Here is a 21022-nt window from a genome sequence, read left to right on the forward strand (position 1 = left end):
GCAGACTAATTAGCGAGGCAAGCATGAGTAATGGGCAACTGGCCGGTATTGACGGGGATCAATGGGCACGGCTGGTCGAAAGTCGCGGCTGGCGTTGGAATACCCCGCAAAATCAGGGGGATGGCGCACGGGTTGGATGCTTGATCCTGGCCCATGGCGCGGGTGCGCCGATGGACAGCGGATTCATGGACGAGATGGCGCAAAGGCTGGCCGCACAAGGGCTGGGGGTGCTGCGCTTCGAGTTTCCCTACATGGCTCAGCGGCGCGTCGATGGTGGCAAAAGGCCTCCGAATCCCCAGGCCAAATTGCTGGAGTGCTGGCGTGAGGTCTATGCCCAGGTGCGACCTTGGGTCACGGGGCCGCTGGCCATTGGTGGCAAGTCCATGGGCGGGCGCATGGCGAGCCTTGTGGCCGATGAACTGGGGGCCGATGCGCTGGTGTGCCTGGGCTATCCCTTCTATGCCGCGGGCAAGCCGGAAAAGCCCCGGGTCGCGCATTTGGCCGGATTGAAGACGCGCACCTTGATCATCCAGGGTGAGCGGGATGCGCTGGGTAACCGCCAGGCGGTGGAGGGGTATGAACTATCGCCGGCGATCGAGCTGTGCTGGCTGGAGGCGGGGGACCATGACCTCAAGCCCTTGAAGGCGTCGGGGTTCAGCCATGGGGATCATCTGCAGACGGCTGCGCAGAGGATTGCAGCATTCCTGTAGGAGCGGGCTTGCCCCGCGATTGCGTTTTGTCAGGCGCATCGCATCGCGGGGCAAGCCCGCTCCTACAGTTGTTGTATCAGCCGCGGTATTCGCAGAGGTAGGCGGTATCCACGGCCACCTTCAGCTGGAACTTGCTGTTGGCCGGTACATTGAACTGGCTGCCGGCGCTGAAGGTTTCCCAGTTGTCGCTGTCTGGCAGCTTGACGGTCAGGGCGCCGGAAACAACGTGCATGATTTCACGCTGGGCAGTGCCGAATTCGTACTCGCCGGGGGCCATTACGCCGACGGTGGCCGGGCCTTCGGCGGTGCCGAACGCGATCGACTTGACGGTGCCATCAAAGTACTCGTTGACCTTAAACATGGGCGACTCCTGAAAAGGGGCTGAAAAGGCTGGCCAGTATGCCCAAGGCTCCCGGCGCCGTCATCCGCTTTCAGGTGCCAACCGCCGGCAGGCTCAGGGGCAGCAAGCGTGCGGTGTTGCGGGCATCTTCCAGGGCCCGGTGCTGCTGGCCGCTGAACTGCAGCCCGGCCAGTTGCAGGGCGCCGTTCAGGCCCAGTGGGCGCTGGAGCTGGCGAGCCTTGGCGAAGCGCTGCTTGAGGTTGATGTGCGGTACCGCCTCCAGCAGGCTGTGGATCTGGTGTTGCTGCCATTCCTGGAGCAATTGCTGGCGATCGTAGTCGCCCCAGCTGACCCAGGCTTGCAGGTGTGCCTTATGGTGACCGATCCAGCGTTCGAACTGACTCCAGACGTCACTGAAGGCGGCAGCCGAGTCGACACTGGCCTGGCTGATATGGGTCAATTCACGGCAAAAGGGGGTCAGTTGCGGGCGTCGCCGCGGTTTGATGAAACGCTGGAAATGGTCGATCTCACGCCCCTGGCGATTGACCAGTGTCGCACCGATTTCGATGACTTCCATATCCGTGACCGGCCAACCCCCATCGTCGGTGGTTGCTTCCAGGTCGATCACCAGCCAATGGCCCATAGTAGGCTCCCCTCCAAGACTCGCTAGAGCGTAGCCAAACTCGGGCGCTCACGATACACCCTGGCATTTTGCCTGTATGCGTCAACTGGCACATCTGCCAGTTGTGCGGTGTCCGGAAAACGCCTAGCTTAAGGGGATTCCGACTCAAACCCACAAAGAGTGTGTTGCTTTGATTCCAACGCCCAAGCCGCAGGTGATGTCCGTCCTGATCATGTTCGCCGCCTTGTGGGTGGTGTCACCGGCCCGGGCGCTGGAAGAAGTCGAAGTCAAGGTGGGGGCGGCACATTTCCCTCCTTATACGGTGCGTCCTGAAAAAGGTGACGATACCGGACTGTTGCCGCAGCTGGTCCACGCCCTGAACACTATCCAGCAGCGTTACCGTTTCGTCCTGGTCCCCACCTCCATTCCCCGTCGATTCGGTGATCTCCAGCAGGGGCGCACCGACATGGCGATTTTCGAGAATCCTCGCTGGGGCTGGGAGGGCATTGCCCATGAGGCGGTCGACATGGGGCTGGAGGATGCCGAACTGTACGTCACCCACCGACAACCCGATCGCGGCGAGCAGTATTTTGCCGACCTGCGAGGCAAGCGTCTGGCGTTGTATAGCGGTTATCACTATGCATTCGCCGACTTCAATTCCGATCCCGGGTACCTGGCCAGACATTACAACGCGACCCTGACCTACTCCCATGACAGCAACCTGCAGATGGTCCAGCGTGGACGGTCGGACATCGCCCTGGTGACGCGCTCCTACCTCAGTGATTTTCTTGCGCGCAACCCCAAGAGTGTCGGGCAGCTGCTGGCTTCCGAGCGGTTCGATCAGGTCTATCACCACTACGCCTTGCTGCGCCCCGGCGCGCCGATCAGTGCCCAGGACTTTGCCAGGTTGTTGCAGCAATTGCGCGAGCAGGGTGAGTTGCTGCGGATTTTCCAGCCTTATCGCATTGACGTCACGTCGCCCACGACCGACTAAATTTGCCCACGGCGGCCACGTTCACAAGGGTGAGCACTCTTTCCTTCGTGAGCCCAGATCATGCCGTTCGACACTGCTTCGCACACCTTGCCCCGTTGGCGCGACCTGGCCGCCGATGAACGTGATTGCCGTCTGAGCCTGGTGCTCGAAGGCAGCCCGCTGATTCGCGTGCGCCTGGAACGCGGCGAAACCTTGCAGGTATATCTTGAAGATTTCGCCCGGGACCGCCCGCAGCAGGCCTTGTGGGCCGCGTGCTACTGGCTCTTTGCCCGTGATCCCGATTGCCAGCGACTGACCTGGCACCTGGACCCGGCGCCCATCGAAGCCTTGCGCAGCGGCTTGCTGGTTGCCCAGGGCCAGGCCGGCCTCTACAACTGCGAGCGCACACTGTTCTGGCAGTTGCCGCAGCCCTGGCTGGGCCAGACCTACAGTGGTGCCTACCCGCAGCAGATGCAGATTACCGAGGGCAAGCGCCATCCACGTCGCGCGCCGAAACCCCGGGGCGAAGTGTATCGCCGGTTCGACGCCAGGCTGGGCGCCTGGGTGTCGCTGCGCACGCTGGAAATCGACCAGGACCTGGAGCGTTTCAACCGTTGGCAGAACAATCCCAGGGTCCTGAACTTCTGGCAGGAAGGCGGCAGCCTGGAACAGCATCGCGACTACCTGGGCAAGCTCGCGGCCGACCCGCACAGCCTGACCCTGATCGGCTGTTTCGACAACGAGCCCTTCGCCTACTTCGAGGCCTACTGGGCCAAGGAAGACCGCATCGCTCCCTTCTATGCCGTCGATGACTACGACCGCGGCATCCATATGCTGGTGGGTGAAGAACAGCACCGCGGGCCGCACAAGGTGGCCAGTTGGTTGTCGGCCCTGGTCCACTACCTGTTCCTCGATGATCCGCGTACCCAGCGAGTGGTAGCCGAACCGCGCGCCGACAACGGCAAGATGATCGGCTACATGCACGACCAGTGCTTTCACTGCGAGAAGGAGTTCGATTTCCCGCACAAGCGTGCGGCGTTGATGATTCTGGGCAGGGAGCGCTTCTTCGAGCGGAGCAGGCTCGCCTGAGGCTCAAGCTTCAAGCTGCAAGCGGGCGTGCACAACTTGAAGCTTGCGGCGTGTAGCGCTCAAACCTTCTGGCTTGAGACTTTCCGGCAATGCACCAGGGCGTCGCGGATCATGAAATTGACCAGGGTGGGCGAAACCCCCAGTTCCTTGGCGATGTCTTTCTGCGGCACGCCATGCAGGCGGTACATCTCGAAGGCGTAGCGGGTGCGCTGGGGCAGGTCGTTCAGCGCCTCGGCGATGTGTTCCAGGGTGGCGTAGTTGATGTGCGTGGCTTCCGGCGAGGCGCCCTGGACCACCACGTTCAGGCCTTCCTCTTCGCTGCCGGAGTATTTGAGCTCCATGGCCTGCTTGCGATAGTGGTCGATGGCCAGGTTGCGCACGATCTGGAACAGGTAGCTGAGCTGGGCCTTGAACGAGGAGGTGATCTGGGGGGCCGAGTTGAGCCGGAAGAAGGCGTCCTGCACCACGTCTTCGGCGCGGGAACGGCAGCCGGTGATACGTGCGGCAATCTTGACCAGGATGCTGCGGTTGTCGACGAACGCCTGGAGTAACGGTGAATCGCACTTACTTGTGGATAGTTGTTCCGCCATGGAAATCACCTTGCTCTATGAGGGAAGGGAAGCACTCCAAACTAGGAGGCTTCCTACGACGTGCGACAAACTATTCGTAATGATAATTATTGTCAAATGCGAAAAGTAATGTTTCTTCATATCTTTTTGTTCTAAGCCCGGGATTGTGATCCGCTTCAAAAATCCTTCGTTCCGGGCCTCCTGTTCCCGGCAGGCATCCACCTAATTATTTGCCCTGGCCATCCGTTCCTCTGTGTACATCCCCCGGCGCCCGACGCGCACCCGCTTGCCGTACCCGTGGCAGGCGCGACGGTCGGGCCCTGATTTCACGTACAGACTCTGGCAGGAACCTTCCCATGACGGACGCCTTCGAACTCCCGGTTACGCTGGTCCAGGCACTGGCACAACGTGCTGCGCAAACCCCGGAGCGGGTTGCCTTGCGCTTTCTGGCCGACGACCCGCGGGAGGAAGCCGTGCTGACCTACCAGGACCTGGACCTGCGCGCGCGAACCATCGCAGCAGCGCTGCAGGCGCGTACCGACTTCGGCGATCGTGCGATCCTGTTGTTTCCCAGCGGCCCGGACTACGTCGCGGCGTTCTTCGGCTGCCTGTATGCCGGCGTCATTGCCGTGCCGGCCTATCCACCCGAGTCGTCGCGCCGTCATCACCAGGAGCGGCTGCTGTCGATAATCGACGACGCCGCGCCGCGCCTGCTGCTCACCACCAGCGCCCTGCACGACAGCCTCCAGGCCCTGGAGGTGCTGGGCGGGGAAGCGGCACCGCAGTTGCTGGCGGTCGATCACCTGGGCGCGGACCTGGCCGGCCGCTGGCAGGCCCCCGGGTTGCAGGCCGATGACATCGCCTTCCTGCAATACACCTCCGGTTCCACGGCCTTGCCCAAGGGCGTGCAGGTCAGCCACGGCAACCTGGTGGCCAACGAGGTGTTGATCCGTCATGGCTTCGGCATCGACCTGAACCCGGACGACGTGATTGTCAGCTGGTTGCCGCTGTACCACGACATGGGCCTGATCGGCGGCCTGCTGCAACCGATCTTCAGTGGCGTGCCTTGCGTGCTGATGGCGCCGGCCTACTTCCTCGCTCGGCCGCAGCGCTGGCTGCAGGCGATCAGCGACCATGGCGGCACCATCAGCGGTGGCCCCGACTTCGCCTATCGGCTGTGCAGTGAGCGGGTCAGCGATGCCGCCTTGGCCAGCCTCGACCTGAGCCGCTGGCGCGTGGCCTATTCCGGCTCCGAGCCGATCCGTCAGGACAGCCTGCAGGCTTTCGCGGAAAAATTTGCCGCCTGCGGCTTTGCCGAGCACAGCTTCTTCGCCAGCTACGGCCTGGCCGAGGCGACCCTGTTTGTCAGCGGCGGCACGCGGGGCCAGGGTATCGGCGCCTTGACGCTCGATGCACAGGCCCTGGCGCGCAACAGTGCGCAGCCGGGCACTGATTCGGTACAGATGAGCTGCGGTCGCAGCCAGCCCGAGCATGGTGTGCAGATTGTCGATCCGCAGAACCTGGATGTGCTGGCCGACAACCGGGTCGGTGAGATCTGGGCGCGTGGGCCGAGCATTGCCAAAGGCTACTGGCGCAACCCCGAAGCCACGGCGCGGACCTTCGTCGAGCAAGGCGGCCACACCTGGCTGCGCACCGGCGACCTGGGCTTTGTGCGCGAGGGTGAGCTGTTCGTCACCGGCCGCCTCAAGGACCTGCTGATCGTGCGCGGTCACAACCTCTACCCGCAGGATCTGGAAAAGACCCTGGAGCGTGAAGTCGAGGTGCTGCGCAAGGGCCGGGTCGCGGTGTTCGCCGTCGACGACCAGGGCGAGGAGGGGATCGGCGTTGCCGTGGAAATCAGCCGCAACGTACAAAAGGCCGTGCCCCCTGCAAGCCTGATCAAGACCCTGCGCCAGGTCGTCGCCGATGCCTGCCAGCAGGCCCCGGCAGTGGTGCTGCTGCTCAACCCGGGCGCATTGCCCAAGACTTCCAGCGGCAAGCTGCAACGCTCGGCCTGCCGCCTGCGCATGAACGATGGCAGCCTGGATTGCTATGCGCGCTTCCCGGATGCACAAGCAACCGAGGCGACGAGCGCAGCGGTACAGGGCGATGCCCTGTACAGCGTGATTGCCCGCCGCTGGTGTGAACAGTTGGGGGTGGAGCAGGTCGCCAGCGACGATCACTTCTTCCTGCTCGGCGGCAACTCCATCGCCGCCACTGCGCTCACCGCCCGGCTCAATGATGAGCTGGGCCTGCAGCTGGAGCTGCGCCTGCTGTTCGAATCGCCCACCCTGGCCGACTTCTGCGCCGCGGTGGCTGCAGTGCAGCAGCTCGGTGGTGGCGGCCACACCGCGATCGGCCGGCTTGACCGTGCCCAGGCCTTGCCCCAGTCGCTGGCGCAAAATCGCTTGTGGCTGACCTGGCAACTGGAGCCGCACAGCGCCGCCTACAACATTCCCGGCGCGCTGCGCCTGCGCGGCGAGCTGGACCAGGTCGCATTGCAAGGCAGTTTCCAGGCCCTGGTCGAGCGGCACGAATCCTTGCGTACGGTGTTCGCCGAAGAGGACGGCCAGGCACTGCAGCGCATCCTGCCGGCAGCGCCATTCCAACTCCGCCACCTGGACCTCTGCAGCGTCGACAGCGACGAAGTGCGGGCTCGGCGCGATGAAGAAGCCCGGCAGCCATTCGACCTGCAGGCCGGCCCCCTGCTGCGGGTGACCCTGGTGCGCCTCGATGACGAAGATCATCAACTGTGGGTGACCCTGCACCACATCATCGCCGACGGCTGGTCGATGAACATCCTGATCGACGAGTTTTCACGCCTGTACGCAGCACGCTGCCAGGGGCAGCAGGCGCAGCTGCCGGCATTGAGCCTGGACTATGCCGACTATGGCGCCTGGCAGCGGCAATGGCTGGCCGAGGGTGAAGCGGCTCGACAACTGGCTTATTGGAAGGCGCACCTGGGTGACGAGCATCCCGTGCTCGACCTGGCTACCGATCATCCGCGTTCAGGCCAGCACAGCCAGGCTGCCACACGCCTGAGCCTGCGCGTACCGGCGGGTTTGAGCGAAGCGCTGCGCAACACTGCCCGCCAGCATGACAGCACGCTGTTCATGGTCCTGCTGGCCGGCTTCCAGAGCCTGCTGCACCGTTACACCGGCCAGTCCGATATTCGTGTCGGGGTACCCAACGCCAACCGTCCCCGCCGGGAAACCCAAGGGCTGGTGGGCTTCTTCATCAATACCCAGGTGCTGCGCGCCCAGCTGGATTCGCGCCTGCCGTTCAGTGACCTGCTGGCCCAGGTCCGGCAGACGACACTGGAGGCCCAGGCCCACCAGGACCTGCCGTTCGAACAGCTGCTCGCCGCCTTCCCCGACGCCCGCGAGCAGGGCCTGTTCCAGGTCATGTTCAACCACCAGCAACGCGACCTCGGGGCACTGCGGCGCTTGCCCGGGCTGCTCGCCGAAGAACTGCCCTGGCATAGCCGCGAGGCCAAGTTCGACCTGCAGTTGCACAGCGAGGAAGATCACCAGGGTCGCCTGACCCTGTCCTTCGACTACGCCAGTGCATTGTTCGATGCCGCCAGCGTGCAGCGCCTGGGCGCGCAACTGCTCGGCTTGCTGGAACAGGTCTGTGCGGCGCCAGCCCTGGCCATTGGCGACGTCCAGTTGCTCGATGCACAAGGACGTGCGCAGTTGCAGCAATGGGGTCAGGCACCCGCGCCGCAACCTGGGCAGTGGCTGGTCGAGCAGCTCAACGAGCAGGCCCGCCTGACCCCGCAGCGCACCGCGCTGGTGTGGGACGGTGGCAGCCTCGACTACGCCAGCCTGCACCAGCAGGCCAATCGCCTGGCCCATTACCTGCGCGACAAGGGGGTTGGCCCGGATGTCTGCGTGGCCATCGCCGCCGAACGTTCGCCGCAGTTGCTCATTGGCGTGCTGGCGATCCTCAAGGCCGGCGGTGCCTATGTGCCGCTGGACGTCGACTACCCGGCCGAGCGCCTGGCCTACATGCTCGCCGACTGTGGCGCGAGCCTGCTGCTCAGCCACAGCGAGGTGCTGGAGCGCCTGCCGCAGGTGACGGGCGTCAGTGCCATCGCCATGGACCGGCTCAAGCTCGACAGCTGGCCGTGCCAGCCACCGGGCCTGCACCTGCACGGCGACAACCTGGCCTACGTGATCTACACCTCCGGCTCCACCGGCCAGCCCAAGGGCGTGGGCAACACCCACGCGGCACTGGCCGAGCGCCTGCAATGGATGCAGGCGCAGTATGCGCTGGACGAGCACGATGTGCTGATGCAGAAGGCGCCGATCAGTTTCGACGTGTCGGTGTGGGAGTGCTTCTGGCCACTGGTCACCGGTTGCCGCCTGGTGCTGGCCGGCCCTGGCGAGCACCGCGACCCGCAACGCATCGCCACGCTGGTGCGCGAGCATGGCGTGACCACCTTGCACTTCGTACCGGCACTGTTGCAGGTGTTCATCCAGGAGCCGCTGGCAGCCGGTTGCACCAGCCTGCGTCGTCTGTTCTCTGGTGGCGAGGCGCTGTCTGCCGCGCTGCGTGACCGCGTGCTGCAGGTGCTGCCACAGGTCGCACTGCACAACCGCTACGGGCCGACCGAAACCGCAATCAACGTCACCCACTGGCACTGCGCCGGGACCGACGGTACGCGTTCGCCGATCGGCCGGCCGCTGGCCAACGTGCTGTGCCGGGTGCTGGACGACGAACTGCAACCGAGCGCGCCGGGTGTTCCCGGTGAGCTGTACCTGGGCGGGGCAGGGCTGGCGCGGGGTTACCTGGGCCGGGCCGGGCTCACGGCCGAGCGCTTCGTACCGCAGCCCGACGGCGATGGCCAGCGCCTCTACCGTAGTGGCGACCGGGCCCGTTGGGTTGCCTCGCTGGAGGCACTGGAGTACCTGGGACGCCTGGATCAGCAAGTGAAGCTGCGCGGCTTTCGTGTCGAGCCGGAAGAAGTCGAGGCCTGCCTGCTGGCACAAGCCGGTGTCGATCAGGCGGTGGTGCTGATTCGCCAGACCGTCGCCGGCGCCCAGTTGGTCGGCTACTACAGCGGCGTGGAAAACACGGCCAGCCTGTTGGCCGCACTGGGCGAGCAGCTGCCTGCCTACATGGTGCCGGCGCTGTTGATGCAGGTAGTGCAAATGCCGCTGGGCCCGAGCGGCAAGATCGACCGCAAGGCACTGCCGGAACCGGTGTGGACCACCCGCGAACACATCGAGCCGGGTACTGCGCTGCAACAGCGGATCGCCGCCATCTGGCGCGATGTGCTGGGCCTGCAGCAGGTTGGCCTGCAGGATGACTTCTTCGCCCTGGGCGGACACTCGCTGCTGGCCACCCAGATCATTTCCCGCACCCGTCAGGCCTGCGATGTCGAACTGGCGCTGCGGGTGTTGTTCGATGCCAGCGAGCTGGGCGCTTTCTGCGCCGAAGTCGAGCGCATCCAGCACAGCGGGGCGCACAACCTGCAGGGCGAGATCGCCCGCATCGACCGGCGCCAGGCGGTGCCGTTGTCATACTCGCAACAGCGCATGTGGTTCCTCTGGCAGATGGAGCCGGACAGCCCGGCCTACAACGTCGGCGGCATGGCGCGACTGCGCGGCGTGCTGGATGTCAGCCGCTTCGAACACGCCCTGCAGGCGCTCATCGTTCGCCATGAAACCTTGCGCACCACCTTCCCGAGTATCGATGGCGTGCCCTACCAGTGCGTCAACAGCGACAGCCCGGTGCAGATGGACTGGCAGGACTTTTCCGCCGACAGCGCCGAGCTGCGCGCACAGCGCCTGCAGGCCTTCGCCGACGCGCAGGCGCACCAGCCGTTCGACCTGGAGCGCGGTCCGCTGCTGCGGGCCTGCCTGGTCAAGGCCAGCGAGCGCGAGCACTACTTTGTCCTGACCCTGCACCATATCGTCACCGAAGGCTGGGCCATGGACATCTTCGCCCGCGAACTGGGTGAGCTGTATGAAGCCTTTGTCGACGAGCGCGAGTCGCCGTTGCCGCCGTTGCCGGTGCAGTACCTGGACTACAGCGTCTGGCAGCGCCAGTGGCTGGAGGACGGGGAAGGGTCGCGGCAGCTGGATTACTGGAAAGCCAAACTGGGTGATGAGCATCCGGTGCTGGAACTGCCGGCCGATCGCCCGCGTCCTGTGGTGCAGAGCCATCGTGGCGAGCTCTATCGCTTCGACCTGAGCCCACAACTGGCGGCGCGCGTGCAGGCCTTCAATGCCGAGCGTGGCCTGACCCTGTTCATGACCATGACCGCCACATTGGCCGTATTGCTCTACCGCTACAGCGGCCAGCAGGACCTGCGCATCGGTGCGCCGGTGGCCAACCGCATCCGTCCGGAAAGCGAAGGGCTGATCGGTGCCTTCCTCAACACCCAGGTGCTGCGTTGCCAGCTCGACGGGCAGATGCGCGTGGGCGAGCTGATCGACCAGGTGCGTCAGACCGTGATCGAGGGCCAGTCGCACCAGGACCTGCCGTTCGATCAACTGGTGGAGGCCCTGCAGCCGGCGCGCAGCACCGCCTACAACCCGCTGTTCCAGGTGATGTGCAACGTCCAGCGCTGGGAGTTCCAGCAGAGCCGGCAGTTGGCTGGCATGCAGGTGGATTACCTGGTCAATGACGCCCGGGCGACCAAGTTCGACCTCAACCTGGAAGTCACCGACCTGGACCGTCGCCTGGGCTGCTGCCTGACCTATAGCCGCGACCTGTTCGACGAGCCGCGTATCGCGATGATGGCCGCGCACTGGCAGAACCTGTTGGCGGCCATGCTCGACGATCCCCTGCAGCGTCTCTGCGAGTTGCCCATGTTGTCCGCTGAAGAGCAGCAACGCGCGACCCTCGAAGGCGATGGCGGGGCGAATCTTGAGCAGACCGTCGAAGGCCTGTTCAGTGCCCGGGTGGCGCGCCACCCCGAGGCCCTGGCCCTGACCTTTGCCGGTCAGCACCTGGGCTACGCCGAGCTGGATGCCCGCGCCAACCAGTTGGCCCGTGTGCTGCGTGAGCGCGGTGTCGGCCCGCAGGTGCGTGTCGGCCTGGCGCTGGAACGGTCACTGGAGATGGTGATCGGCCTGCTGGCGATTCTCAAGGCCGGGGGCGCCTACGTGCCGCTGGACCCGGAATACCCGCTGGAGCGCCTGCACTACATGATCGAGGACAGCGGCATCAGCCTGCTGCTCGGGCAGCGCAGCCTGTTCGATGCGTTGGGGGAACTGCCGGGCGCTGTCGAGCGCTGGAGCCTGGAAGACGACGGTCCGGCACTGGCCCGGGTCAATGATGAGCCGCTGCCGTCGCTGAGTCTGCCAGGCCACCAGGCCTACCTGATCTATACCTCAGGCTCCACCGGCAAGCCCAAGGGCGTGGTGGTCAGCCGTGGCGAAATCGCCATGCATTGCCAGGCAGTGATCGAACGCTTCGGCATGCGCAGCGACGACTGCGAACTGCACTTCTATTCGATCAACTTCGATGCTGCCACCGAGCGCCTGCTGGTGCCGCTGCTGTGCGGCGCGCGGGTGGTGTTGCGGGCGCAGGGGCAGTGGGGCGCCGAAGAGATCTGCACTTTGATTCGCGAGCAGCAGGTCTCGGTCCTCGGCTTTACCCCAAGCTATGGCAGCCAGTTGGCGCAATGGCTGGCCAGCCGCGACGAGACGCTGCCGGTGCGCCTGTGCATCACCGGTGGTGAGGCATTGACCGGCGAGCACCTGCAGCGGATTCGCCAGGCGTTTGCGCCGCAACAGTTCTTCAACGCCTACGGCCCGACCGAAACCGTGGTGATGCCATTGGCCTGCCTTGCACCCGAGCAACTGGACGCTGGCGCCGGCAGTGTGCCGATCGGCAGCGTGGTCGGTGCCCGGGTGGCCTATGTCCTCGATGCTGAGCTGGCGTTGTTGCCCCAGGGAGGCATTGGCGAGTTGTATGTCGGCGGCGCGGGCGTGGCCCAGGGTTACCATGAGCGCCCCGGCCTGAGTGCCGAACGTTTCGTCGCCGACCCGTTCAGCACCCGCGGCGGGCGCCTGTACCGCACGGGGGATCTGGTGCGCCAGCGCGCCGATGGTCTGGTCGAGTACGTCGGCCGGATCGACCATCAGGTGAAGATTCGCGGTTTCCGTATCGAGCTGGGCGAGATCGAGACACGCCTGCTGGAGCACCCGGCGGTTCGCGAGGCGGTGGTACTGGCCCTGGACATGCCGGGGGGCAAGCAACTGGCGGCTTATCTGGTGTGTGAGCAGGCCGGCGAGCCATCGACGCTGCGCGAGGCGCTCAAGGCGCAGCTACGCCTGCACCTGCCGGATTACATGGTGCCGGCTCATCTGCTGCTGCTTGAGCAAATGCCCCTGACCGGCAATGGCAAGCTCGACCGCCGGGCACTGCCAGCGCCGGATCTTGAACAGGGCCGCGAGCGCTTCGAGGCGCCGCGCACCGGGCTTGAACAACAACTGGCGGACCTCTGGCGCGATGTATTGAATGTGCAGCGGGTCGGCCTGCAGGACAATTTCTTCGAACTGGGCGGCGACTCGATCCTGTCGATCCAGGTGGTCAGCCGTGCCCGCCAGGCGGGCCTGCATTTCACCCCGCGCGACCTGTTCCAGCACCAGACCATCCAGACCCTGGCCGGGGTGGTGCGCTGCAGTGACGAACGTCCTGTCGACCAGGGGCCGATGACCGGCCGGGCGGCGCTGACACCGATCCAGCATTGGTTCTTCGACAGTGAAGTGCCACAGCCCCAGCACTGGAACCAGGCGGTGCTGCTGGCGCCGGTGCAGACGCTGGTGCCCAAGGCACTGGAGCAGGCCCTGCGGCAACTGGTCGAACACCATGATGCCTTGCGCCTGCGCTTTACCGCGCCGCAAGGGCAGTGGCAGGGCGACTACGTCCAGGCACAGCAACGTGAATTGCTATGGCAGGCCTCGGTCAGCAACCTTGCCGATTGCCAGGCGTTGTACAGCGATGTGCAGCGTAGCCTCGACCTGCAGGAAGGACCGTTGCTGCGGGCCTTGCTGGTCGAGGACAGCCAGGGGCAGCAGCGCCTGCTGCTGGCGATTCATCACCTGGTGGTCGACGGAGTGTCCTGGCGGGTACTGCTCGAAGACCTGCAGGCGCTGTACCGTGGCCAGGCCCTGGGCGCCAGGACCCGTGCCATGAGCGACTGGGCCGCGCGCCTGGCCGTCTATGCCGGCAGCGATTCGCTGCGTGATGAGCAGCACTGGTGGCAGCGTCAGTTGAGCACTGCGCACCGCGAGTTGCCCTGCGACCATCCGCAAGGGGCGAACCTGCACAGGCAGGCCCATACCCTGAGCATGAGCCTGGGCGCCGAGCACACCCGGCAATTGCTCAAGGATGCGCCAGCGGCCTACCACACCCAGGTCAACGACCTGTTGCTGACCGCCCTGTCGCGCGTCCTGTGCCGCTGGAGTGGCGACAGCTCGGTGCTGGTACAGCTGGAAGGCCATGGCCGGGAAAACCTGTTCGACGACATGGACCTGACCCGCAGCGTCGGCTGGTTCACCAGCGCCTATCCGCTGAGCCTGAGCCCGGCGGCCGAGCGGGGTGACTCGATCAAGGCGATCAAGGAACAACTGCGCCAGGTGCCGCACAAGGGCCTGGGCTACGGCGTGCTGCGCTACCTGGCCGATACCCCGGTGCGCGAAGCCATGGCCGCCTTGCCCCAGGCGCGGATCACCTTCAACTACCTGGGGCAGTTCGACCAGCAGTTCCAGGCCGATGCCCTTTACCAGCCGGTGGATGAGCCGGCCGGCAGCGCCCATGACCTGGACGCGCCGCTGCCCAACTGGCTGAGTGTCGATGGTCAGGTCTACGCTGGCGAGTTGCAGCTGCGCTGGACCTTCAGCCGTGAACGCTACGACCAGCGCACCATCGAGCAACTGGCCCAGGCGTACAAGGCCGAGTTGCTCGGTCTGGTCGAGCATTGCCTGGCCCCGGGCAATGGCAGCTTCACACCGTCGGACTTCCCCCTGGCACACTTGAGCCAGGAGCAGATCGACGCCTTGCCTGTGCCTATGGCGCAGATCGAGGATGTCTACCCGCTGACGCCGATGCAGGAAGGCCTGTTGCTGCACACCCTGCTCGAACCCGGCACCGGCATCTATTACATGCAGGACCGCTACCGGATTCACAGCGCCCTGGACCCGCAACGCTTCGCCCAGGCCTGGCAGGTCGTGGTGGCACGCCATGAAGCACTGCGCGCCTCGTTCAGTTGGAACGCCGGCGAAGCCATGCTGCAGATCATCCACAAGCCAGGCAATACGCCGCTCGACTACCAGGACTGGGCCGACATGGCCGAGGACGAACAGGAAGCACGCCTGCAGGCCCTGCACAAGACCGAACGCGAGGCCGGCTTCGACCTGCTGCAACAGGCACCCTTCCACCTGCGCCTGATCCGCGTCGGGGCCGACCGCTACTGGTTCATGATGAGCAACCACCACATCCTCATCGATGCCTGGTGCCGTTCGTTGCTGATGAACGACTTCTTCGAGTTGTACATGGCCATGGGCGAGGGCCGTGAGGCGCAATTGCCGGTGCCGCCGCGTTATCGCGACTACATCGGCTGGCTGCAGCACCAGGACCTGGACGAAGCGCGCCGGTGGTGGCGCGATAACCTGCAGGGTTTCGAACGCAGCACGGCTGTACCCAGCGACCGTCCGTTGCTGCGCGACCATGGCGGCGAAAACGCCGGGATGATCGTCGGCGACTGCTACACCCGCCTCGATGCAACCGACGGTGCCCGCCTGCGAGAACTGGCCCAGGCCCATCAGTTGACCGTCAATACCTTTGCCCAGGCGGCCTGGGCCCTGGTGTTGAGCCGCTTCAGCGGGGAGCGCGACGTGGTGTTCGGGGTCACTGTGGCTGGTCGCCCGGTGAGCATGCCGCAGATGCAGCGCACCGTCGGATTGTTCATCAACAGTATCGCCTTGCGGGTGAAGCTGCCGGCAGCCGGTGAGCGCTGCAGCGTGCGGCAATGGCTCAAGGGCCTACTCGAACGCAACATGGAGCTGCGCGAGTACGAGTACCTGCCGCTGGTGAGCATCCAGGAATGCAGCGAGCTGCCCAAGGGACAGCCGTTGTTCGACAGCCTGTTCGTGTTCGAGAACGCGCCGGTGGAAGTGACGGTGCTCGACCGTGCCCAGCACCTCAATGCCAGCTCCGACTCCGGACGCACCCACACCAACTTCCCGTTGACCGCGGTCTGCTACCCGGGCGACGACCTGGGCCTGCACCTGTCGTTCGACCAGCGCTACTTCGACACCCCGACCGTGGAACGCCTGCTGGCCGAGTTCAAGCGCCTGCTGCTGGCCCTGGCCGATGGCTTCCAGGGCGACATGAGCGAGTTGCCGTTGCTGGGTGAGCAGGAGCGTCGCTTCCTGCTCGAAGCGTGCAACCACAGCGAGCGGGCCTACAACCTGGAACAGAGCTATGTGGCACAGTTCGAAGCGCGCGTCGCCGCTCATCCGCAACGCACCGTGGCGCGTTGCCTGGACCGCTCGATCTGCTACGTCGAACTCAACCGCCAGGCCAACCGCCTGGGGCATGCCCTGGTAGCCGCCGGGGTGACGCTCGACCAGCCGGTGGCGTTGCTGGCCGAGCGCGACGTGCCCTTGCTGGGCATGATCATCGGCAGCTTCAAGGCCGGCGCCGGGTACCTGCCGCTGGACCCGGGTCTGCCTGCTGCGCGCCTGCAGCGTATTGTCGAGCTCAGCCGCACGCCGGTGCTGGTCTGCAGCGCGGCCTGTGCCGAGCAGGGGCGTGCCTTGCTGGACGAATTGTCCTGCGCCGCAAGGCCGAAGCTGCTGGTCTGGGAACAGGTGCAGGAGGCCGGGCTGGCCGACAGCAACCCGGGTATTTACAGCGCGCCGGACAACCTCGCCTACGTGATCTACACCTCCGGCTCCACCGGCCTGCCCAAGGGTGTGATGGTCGAGCAGCGCGGCATGCTCAATAACCAGTTGAGCAAGGTGCCGTACCTGCAGCTCGATGAACGGGACGTGATTGCCCAGACCGCCTCGCAAAGTTTCGATATCTCGGTCTGGCAGTTCCTCGCCGCGCCGCTGTTCGGTGCCCAGGTGGCCATCGTGCCCAACGCCGTGGCCCATGATCCGCAAGGCTTGCTCGAACATGTCCAGGCCTGTGGCATCACCGTGCTGGAAAGCGTGCCCTCGCTGATCCAAGGCATGCTTGCCAACGAGCACCAGCAACTCGACGGCCTGCGCTGGATGCTGCCGACCGGCGAGGCGATGCCGCCGGAACTGGCCGCGCAATGGCTCAAGCGCTACCCGCACATTGGCCTGGTCAATGCCTATGGTCCGGCCGAATGTTCCGATGACGTGGCGTTCTTCCGCGTCGATGAGGCCTCGACCCGCGGCAGCTACCTGCCTATCGGCACGCCGACCGACAACAACCGCCTGTACCTGCTGGGTGACGATCAGGAACTGGTGCCGCTGGGCGCCGTGGGTGAGCTCTGTGTGGCGGGCACCGGCGTGGGGCGCGGGTATGTGGCTGACCCGCTGCGCACGGCCCAGGCGTTCATCCCGCATCCGTTCGGGGCACCGGGGGAGCGTCTGTACCGCACCGGTGACCTGGCCCGGCGCCGTGCCGATGGTGTGCTCGAGTACGTCGGGCGCATCGACCACCAGGTGAAGATCCGCGGCTACCGCATCGAGCTGGGTGAAATCGAGGCGCGCCTGCATGAGCAGGTCGAGGTGCGCGATGGCGCCGTAGGCGTTCAGGAGGGCGCCAACGGCATGCACCTGGTCGGCTACCTGGTGGCTGCGGATGCAACGGCAGACACGACGGCGCTGCTCGACACGATCAAGCAACGCCTGCGCGCCGAGTTGCCTGAGTACATGGTCCCGCTGCACTGGGCCTGGCTCAAGCAACTGCCGCTCAATGCCAACGGCAAGCTCGATCGCAAGGCCTTGCCGGCCATCGACATCGGTGCGCTGCACTCCCAGGACTACCTGGCGCCGCGTAACGAGCTGGAGCAGACCCTGGCGGCGATCTGGGCCGAGGTACTCAAGGCCGGGCGGGTCGGGGTACGCGACAATTTCTTCGAGCTGGGCGGACACTCCCTGCTGGCGACCCAGATCGCCTCGCGGGTGCAAAAGGCGCTGCAGTTGAACGTGCCGCTGCGGGCGATGTTCGAGTGCAGCACCGTGGAGGAACTGGCGAACTACGTGGAGGGGCTCAAGGCCGGGGTGCTGAGCGACGACAAGGTCGATCGTCTCAGCGACCTGATGGCAGAGCTCGAAGGGCTATGAGGTAGGCGGGCCGGGTCATGGAGAGTGCCTCTGCGGTCAGGGGGACTCTCCAGACGCCGTGGGGGCTGGTGTTACAGCACCGGATCAACGTTTGCCGAGGATCTTGCCGAGCAGTTCCGGACGGGGGGCGCCTTGCTGGGACTGCAGCTGTTGCTGTTCATCCAGGTAGAAGATCGCCGGGGTGGCTGCCAGGCCCATTTCCTCCATCAGTGCCAGGTTGGCGTCGAGCTTGGCCTGCACGGCAGCGGGGATGTTGTCCAGGGCCTTGAGCTTGCTGGCCTTACCGGCTTTTTCGTGTTGCAGCAGGGCCTGTGCCGGGTCGTTGCTGGCCAGCAGCGCCGCCGACTTGCCCGGGCTGTCTTCACGGATGATGCCGACCATGATATGGCGCAACTGGACCTTGCCCGATTCGACCCAGGGGCGTGCCTGTTGCCAGAACAGGCTGCAGTACTGGCAGTTGGGGTCGCTGAACAGGTAGACGATGCGTGGCGCATCGGCCTTGCCGTCGGCGATCCAGGCGGTCTTTTCCATCTTCGCCCAGATTTCCTTGGCCATGGGGGCATAGACCAGCTTCTCCAGGGGCGCCTCGCTCAGGTCCTTGCCCTGTTCATCGAACAGGCTGCCGACCAGCACATGCTTGCCGTCGGGCGTCAAGTACAGGGCCATGCCACGGTTCTGGTATTGGGCCGCGTAGCCGCGCAAGCCGTTGGGGGCATCGAAGCTGCCCTTGATCTTCACGCCCTTGGCTTCCATCTGCTGCACGGCCTTGGGCAGTTCTTCGGCCACCACGGCCTGGCTGGCCAGCAGGCCGAAGGTAAGGGTCAGGGGCAGTTTCAGCAAAGCGTGCATGTGTCGTTCCTTGCAGTGTCGGTGACAGCGGGTGCGGGGGTGCGCTCGAAAGATTCCAGGGCGTGGCTGAGGCTCGCCCGCGACAGCTCGCCCAGGTGGCTGCCGATCAGGCGGCCCTCGGCGTTGTAGAACAGGGTGGTGGGCAGGGCCATGGAACCGACTTTCTGCGCCAGTTGTCCGCCGCTGTCGAACAGCACATGGGACAGGTTGAGGCCGGTGGTGGCGAGGAACGTGCTGACCGTCTGCGGGGATTCGCCCTGGTTGACGAACAGGAAGGTGATGTCCGGATGTTCGTGCTGGGCCTGTTGCAGCACCGGCATTTCGCGCCGGCACGGCGGGCACCAGGTCGCCCAGAGGTTGATCACCAGCGGCCGACCACGGTACTCGGTCAGTTGCACGGCCTGGCCGTTGCCCTTGCGCAGGCTCACCTCGGGCAGTTGCGTGCCGGTTTCATACAGGTGGCTGGCCAGGCTGCCGAGCAGCCAGAGCAGGGCGCCGCTGAACAGGCCCCAGCCCAGCGGGCGGCGCAGGGTGGGGCGCCGCCAGCCTTGCCAGAGTGCGCCGAGCGCGACCACTGCCAGCCCCGGCCAGAGCAGGAAGCCGCCGTCGCGCAGGTCGACGATTTGTAGCGGGTCGGCGCGGTACAGGGGCCAGTAGCTGAGCACAAAACCCAGGCGGGCGCCGAGCAGGCCCAGCAGGAACAGGTAGAACAACACCGACTCGGGGTTGTCACCCCCGCGCCGGGCGACCCGCCAGCCCACCAGGCTGGCCAGGGCCAGGGCACAGAGCAGCAGCAAATGGTTGAAGGCCATGGTCAGCGGCCCGAGGTTCACCGTCAGCATCAGCCTTGACTCCGGGTCCGGGCCCAATGTTCGAGGAAGTTGGCGGCATCGATTTCACCGGTGATCCGTTGGGCACGGCGTTCGCTGCCTTCGGGCCCGATCCAGATCAGGCTCGGTGGTCCCGGTACCTGATAGCGTTGCAGCAGTTCGCGGCTGGACGGGGCATCGGCGGTGACGTCCAGGCGCAGCAAGCGTACCCCGTCGAGGGCCGCCAGCACGTCGGCGCGGGCAAACACCTGTTTCTCCATGACCTTGCACGACACACACCAGTCGGCATAGTAGTCCAGCATCACCCATTGGCCCTGGGCCTTGGCGGTATCCAGTTCACGTTGCAGGTCGGCCGGCTGGCTGACGGTGATGAACGCATCGCTGTGAGCGCTGCTGGCTACGGCGACGCCGCCAGCGCGAAAGGGGTGCAACGGCTGCCAGAGGTCACTGCCACCGGCGGCGGCGCCAATGACCAGCAGGCTGCCCCAGAAACCCAGCAGTAGCGGCAAGGCGCGGATCGGACGCAGGCCATGCAGTACCGGCCAGGCCGCCCAGGCCAGGGCGATCAGCAAGGCACCGGCCAGCCCCAACCAGAGCGAAGGTTCCAGCACCGTGCGCAGGGTGTACAGGGCCATGGCCAGGAACACGAAGCCGAACAGGCCCTTGACCAGGTTCATCCAGGCGCCGGGGCGCGGCAGGTAGCGATTGCCCAGGGTGACCAGCAACAGCAGCGGCAGGCCCATGCCCAGGCCCAGGGTGAACAGCACCAGGGCGCCATGCACCGCGTTGCCGCTCTGGGCGATGTACAGCAGGGCGCCTGCCAGCGGGGCGGTCATGCATGGGCCCATCAGCAGCCCCGACAAGGCGCCGAGCAGGGCGGCGCCATACAGGTTGCCGCCACGGGTGCCGTGCCCTGCGCGCTCCAGGCGATCACGCAGCCAGGCCGGCAACTGCAGCTCGAAGACGCCGAACATCGGCAAGGCCAGCAGCACGAACAAGGCCGCCAGGGTGCCGAGCAGCCATGGCTGTTGCAGCCAGGCCTGCAGGCTGGCGCCCAGCAGGGCGGCGACCACCCCGAGGGCGGCATACACCAGCGCCATGCTCAAAACATAGACACTGGCCAGGGCCCAGCCGCGACGGGCGCTGGCGCCATTGCCCAGGACCAGCCCGGCCAGAATCGGCAGCATCGGCAACGAGCAAGGTGTGAAGGCCAGCAACACGCCCAGGCCAAGGAAGGCCAGCAGGCTCCAGGCCAGGCCCGATTGCTGCAGGCCACCGGCCAGGGCCTGATCGCTGGCCTGTCCGGCCACAGGCGTACCGCCCAGGTCGACCTGGCTGGTTTGCGGTGGGTAGCACAGACCGGCATCGGCACAACCTTGCCAGCCCATGCGCAATTGGCCTGTGGCGCCGGCAGGCAGTATCAGTTGCAACTCGCCGCGATAAACCAGGGTTTCACCGAAGAACTCGTCCTGATGGGGCAGGGCCGGTGGCAGGGCAGGCTGCTGCTCGGCGGGCAGGCCGTCGAACTTCAGGCGCTTCTGGTACAGGTAGTGGCCTTCGGTGATTTTCCAGTGCAGGCGCATCTCGCCGGTGGCCAGTCGCTCGCTGGTGAACACGAATGCCTTGTCCACCGGCAGGAAGTCGCTCTGGGCAAAGGGGTTGGCCTGGCTCAGGCCGCTGAACAGGAACATGAGGGCAATCAGTAGAACGCGCATCTTCAAGCCTTGGCAGTGCGATGAACGGTCGATGTTGGC

Annotated in this window: 10 protein-coding genes; 4 read left to right on the forward strand and 6 right to left on the reverse strand. The window is 65.5% G+C overall.

Annotated features, from left to right (window positions below; genetic code table 11):
• Positions 1-23 precede the first annotated feature (23 nt).
• Complete coding sequence (locus ACIQUS_RS19820; protein ID WP_403050163.1) at positions 24-710, forward strand: alpha/beta family hydrolase; 687 nt, start codon at positions 24-26, stop codon at positions 708-710.
• Positions 711-786: 76 nt separating this feature from the next.
• On the opposite strand, the gene ACIQUS_RS19825 is transcribed toward ACIQUS_RS19820, so the two are convergent.
• Positions 787-1071, reverse strand: coding sequence for a pyrimidine/purine nucleoside phosphorylase (locus tag ACIQUS_RS19825; protein ID WP_010225980.1), 285 nt, complete (start codon positions 1069-1071; stop codon positions 787-789).
• A gap of 70 nt (positions 1072-1141) precedes the next feature.
• Positions 1142-1693: an exonuclease domain-containing protein gene (locus tag ACIQUS_RS19830; RefSeq protein ID WP_403050167.1), complete on the reverse strand. Its 552-nt coding sequence runs from the start codon at positions 1691-1693 to the stop codon at positions 1142-1144.
• Between the two features lie 196 nt (positions 1694-1889).
• Between ACIQUS_RS19830 and ACIQUS_RS19835 the strand changes: the two genes are divergently transcribed.
• Together ACIQUS_RS19835 and ACIQUS_RS19840 are read left to right on the forward strand one after the other, a co-directional pair.
• A complete protein-coding gene (locus tag ACIQUS_RS19835; protein ID WP_403050170.1) occupies positions 1890-2666 on the forward strand; it encodes a substrate-binding periplasmic protein in 777 nt (258 codons plus the stop codon).
• A 60-nt stretch (positions 2667-2726) separates the two neighbouring features.
• The gene (locus tag ACIQUS_RS19840) at positions 2727-3734 is read left to right on the forward strand and encodes a GNAT family N-acetyltransferase (RefSeq protein ID WP_403050173.1); all 1008 of its coding nucleotides are present in this window, start codon (positions 2727-2729) and stop codon (positions 3732-3734) included.
• 59 nt (positions 3735-3793) lie between these two features.
• Here the strand turns inward: ACIQUS_RS19840 and ACIQUS_RS19845 are convergent, their stop codons facing one another.
• On the reverse strand, positions 3794-4324 hold the full coding sequence (locus ACIQUS_RS19845; RefSeq protein ID WP_403050176.1) for an RNA polymerase factor sigma-70: 531 nt from the start codon (positions 4322-4324) through the stop codon (positions 3794-3796).
• A 335-nt stretch (positions 4325-4659) separates the two neighbouring features.
• On the opposite strand from ACIQUS_RS19845, the gene ACIQUS_RS19850 reads away from it, so the two are divergent.
• Positions 4660-17589 carry a non-ribosomal peptide synthetase gene (locus ACIQUS_RS19850; RefSeq protein WP_403050179.1) on the forward strand — a complete coding sequence of 4310 codons (12930 nt, stop codon included), beginning with the start codon at positions 4660-4662 and terminating at the stop codon, positions 17587-17589.
• Between the two features lie 84 nt (positions 17590-17673).
• On the opposite strand, the gene dsbG is transcribed toward ACIQUS_RS19850, so the two are convergent.
• The 3 genes from dsbG to dsbD are packed head-to-tail and all read right to left on the reverse strand — an operon-like array spanning position 17674 to position 20983.
• Positions 17674-18438, reverse strand: coding sequence for a thiol:disulfide interchange protein DsbG (gene dsbG / locus ACIQUS_RS19855; protein WP_403050182.1), 765 nt, complete (start codon positions 18436-18438; stop codon positions 17674-17676).
• Positions 18423-19280 (reverse strand): prolipoprotein diacylglyceryl transferase family protein, encoded by an 858-nt coding sequence (locus tag ACIQUS_RS19860; protein ID WP_403050185.1) that lies wholly within the window; start codon positions 19278-19280, stop codon positions 18423-18425. The genes dsbG and ACIQUS_RS19860 overlap by 16 nt, the downstream gene beginning before the upstream one ends.
• A complete protein-coding gene (gene dsbD / locus ACIQUS_RS19865; protein ID WP_403050188.1) occupies positions 19280-20983 on the reverse strand; it encodes a protein-disulfide reductase DsbD in 1704 nt (567 codons plus the stop codon). The genes ACIQUS_RS19860 and dsbD overlap by 1 nt, the downstream gene beginning before the upstream one ends.
• Positions 20984-21022: the final 39 nt, after the last annotated feature.

This window comes from Pseudomonas sp. NPDC090755 (assembly GCF_044769005.1).
Taxonomy (GTDB): domain Bacteria; phylum Pseudomonadota; class Gammaproteobacteria; order Pseudomonadales; family Pseudomonadaceae; genus Aquipseudomonas.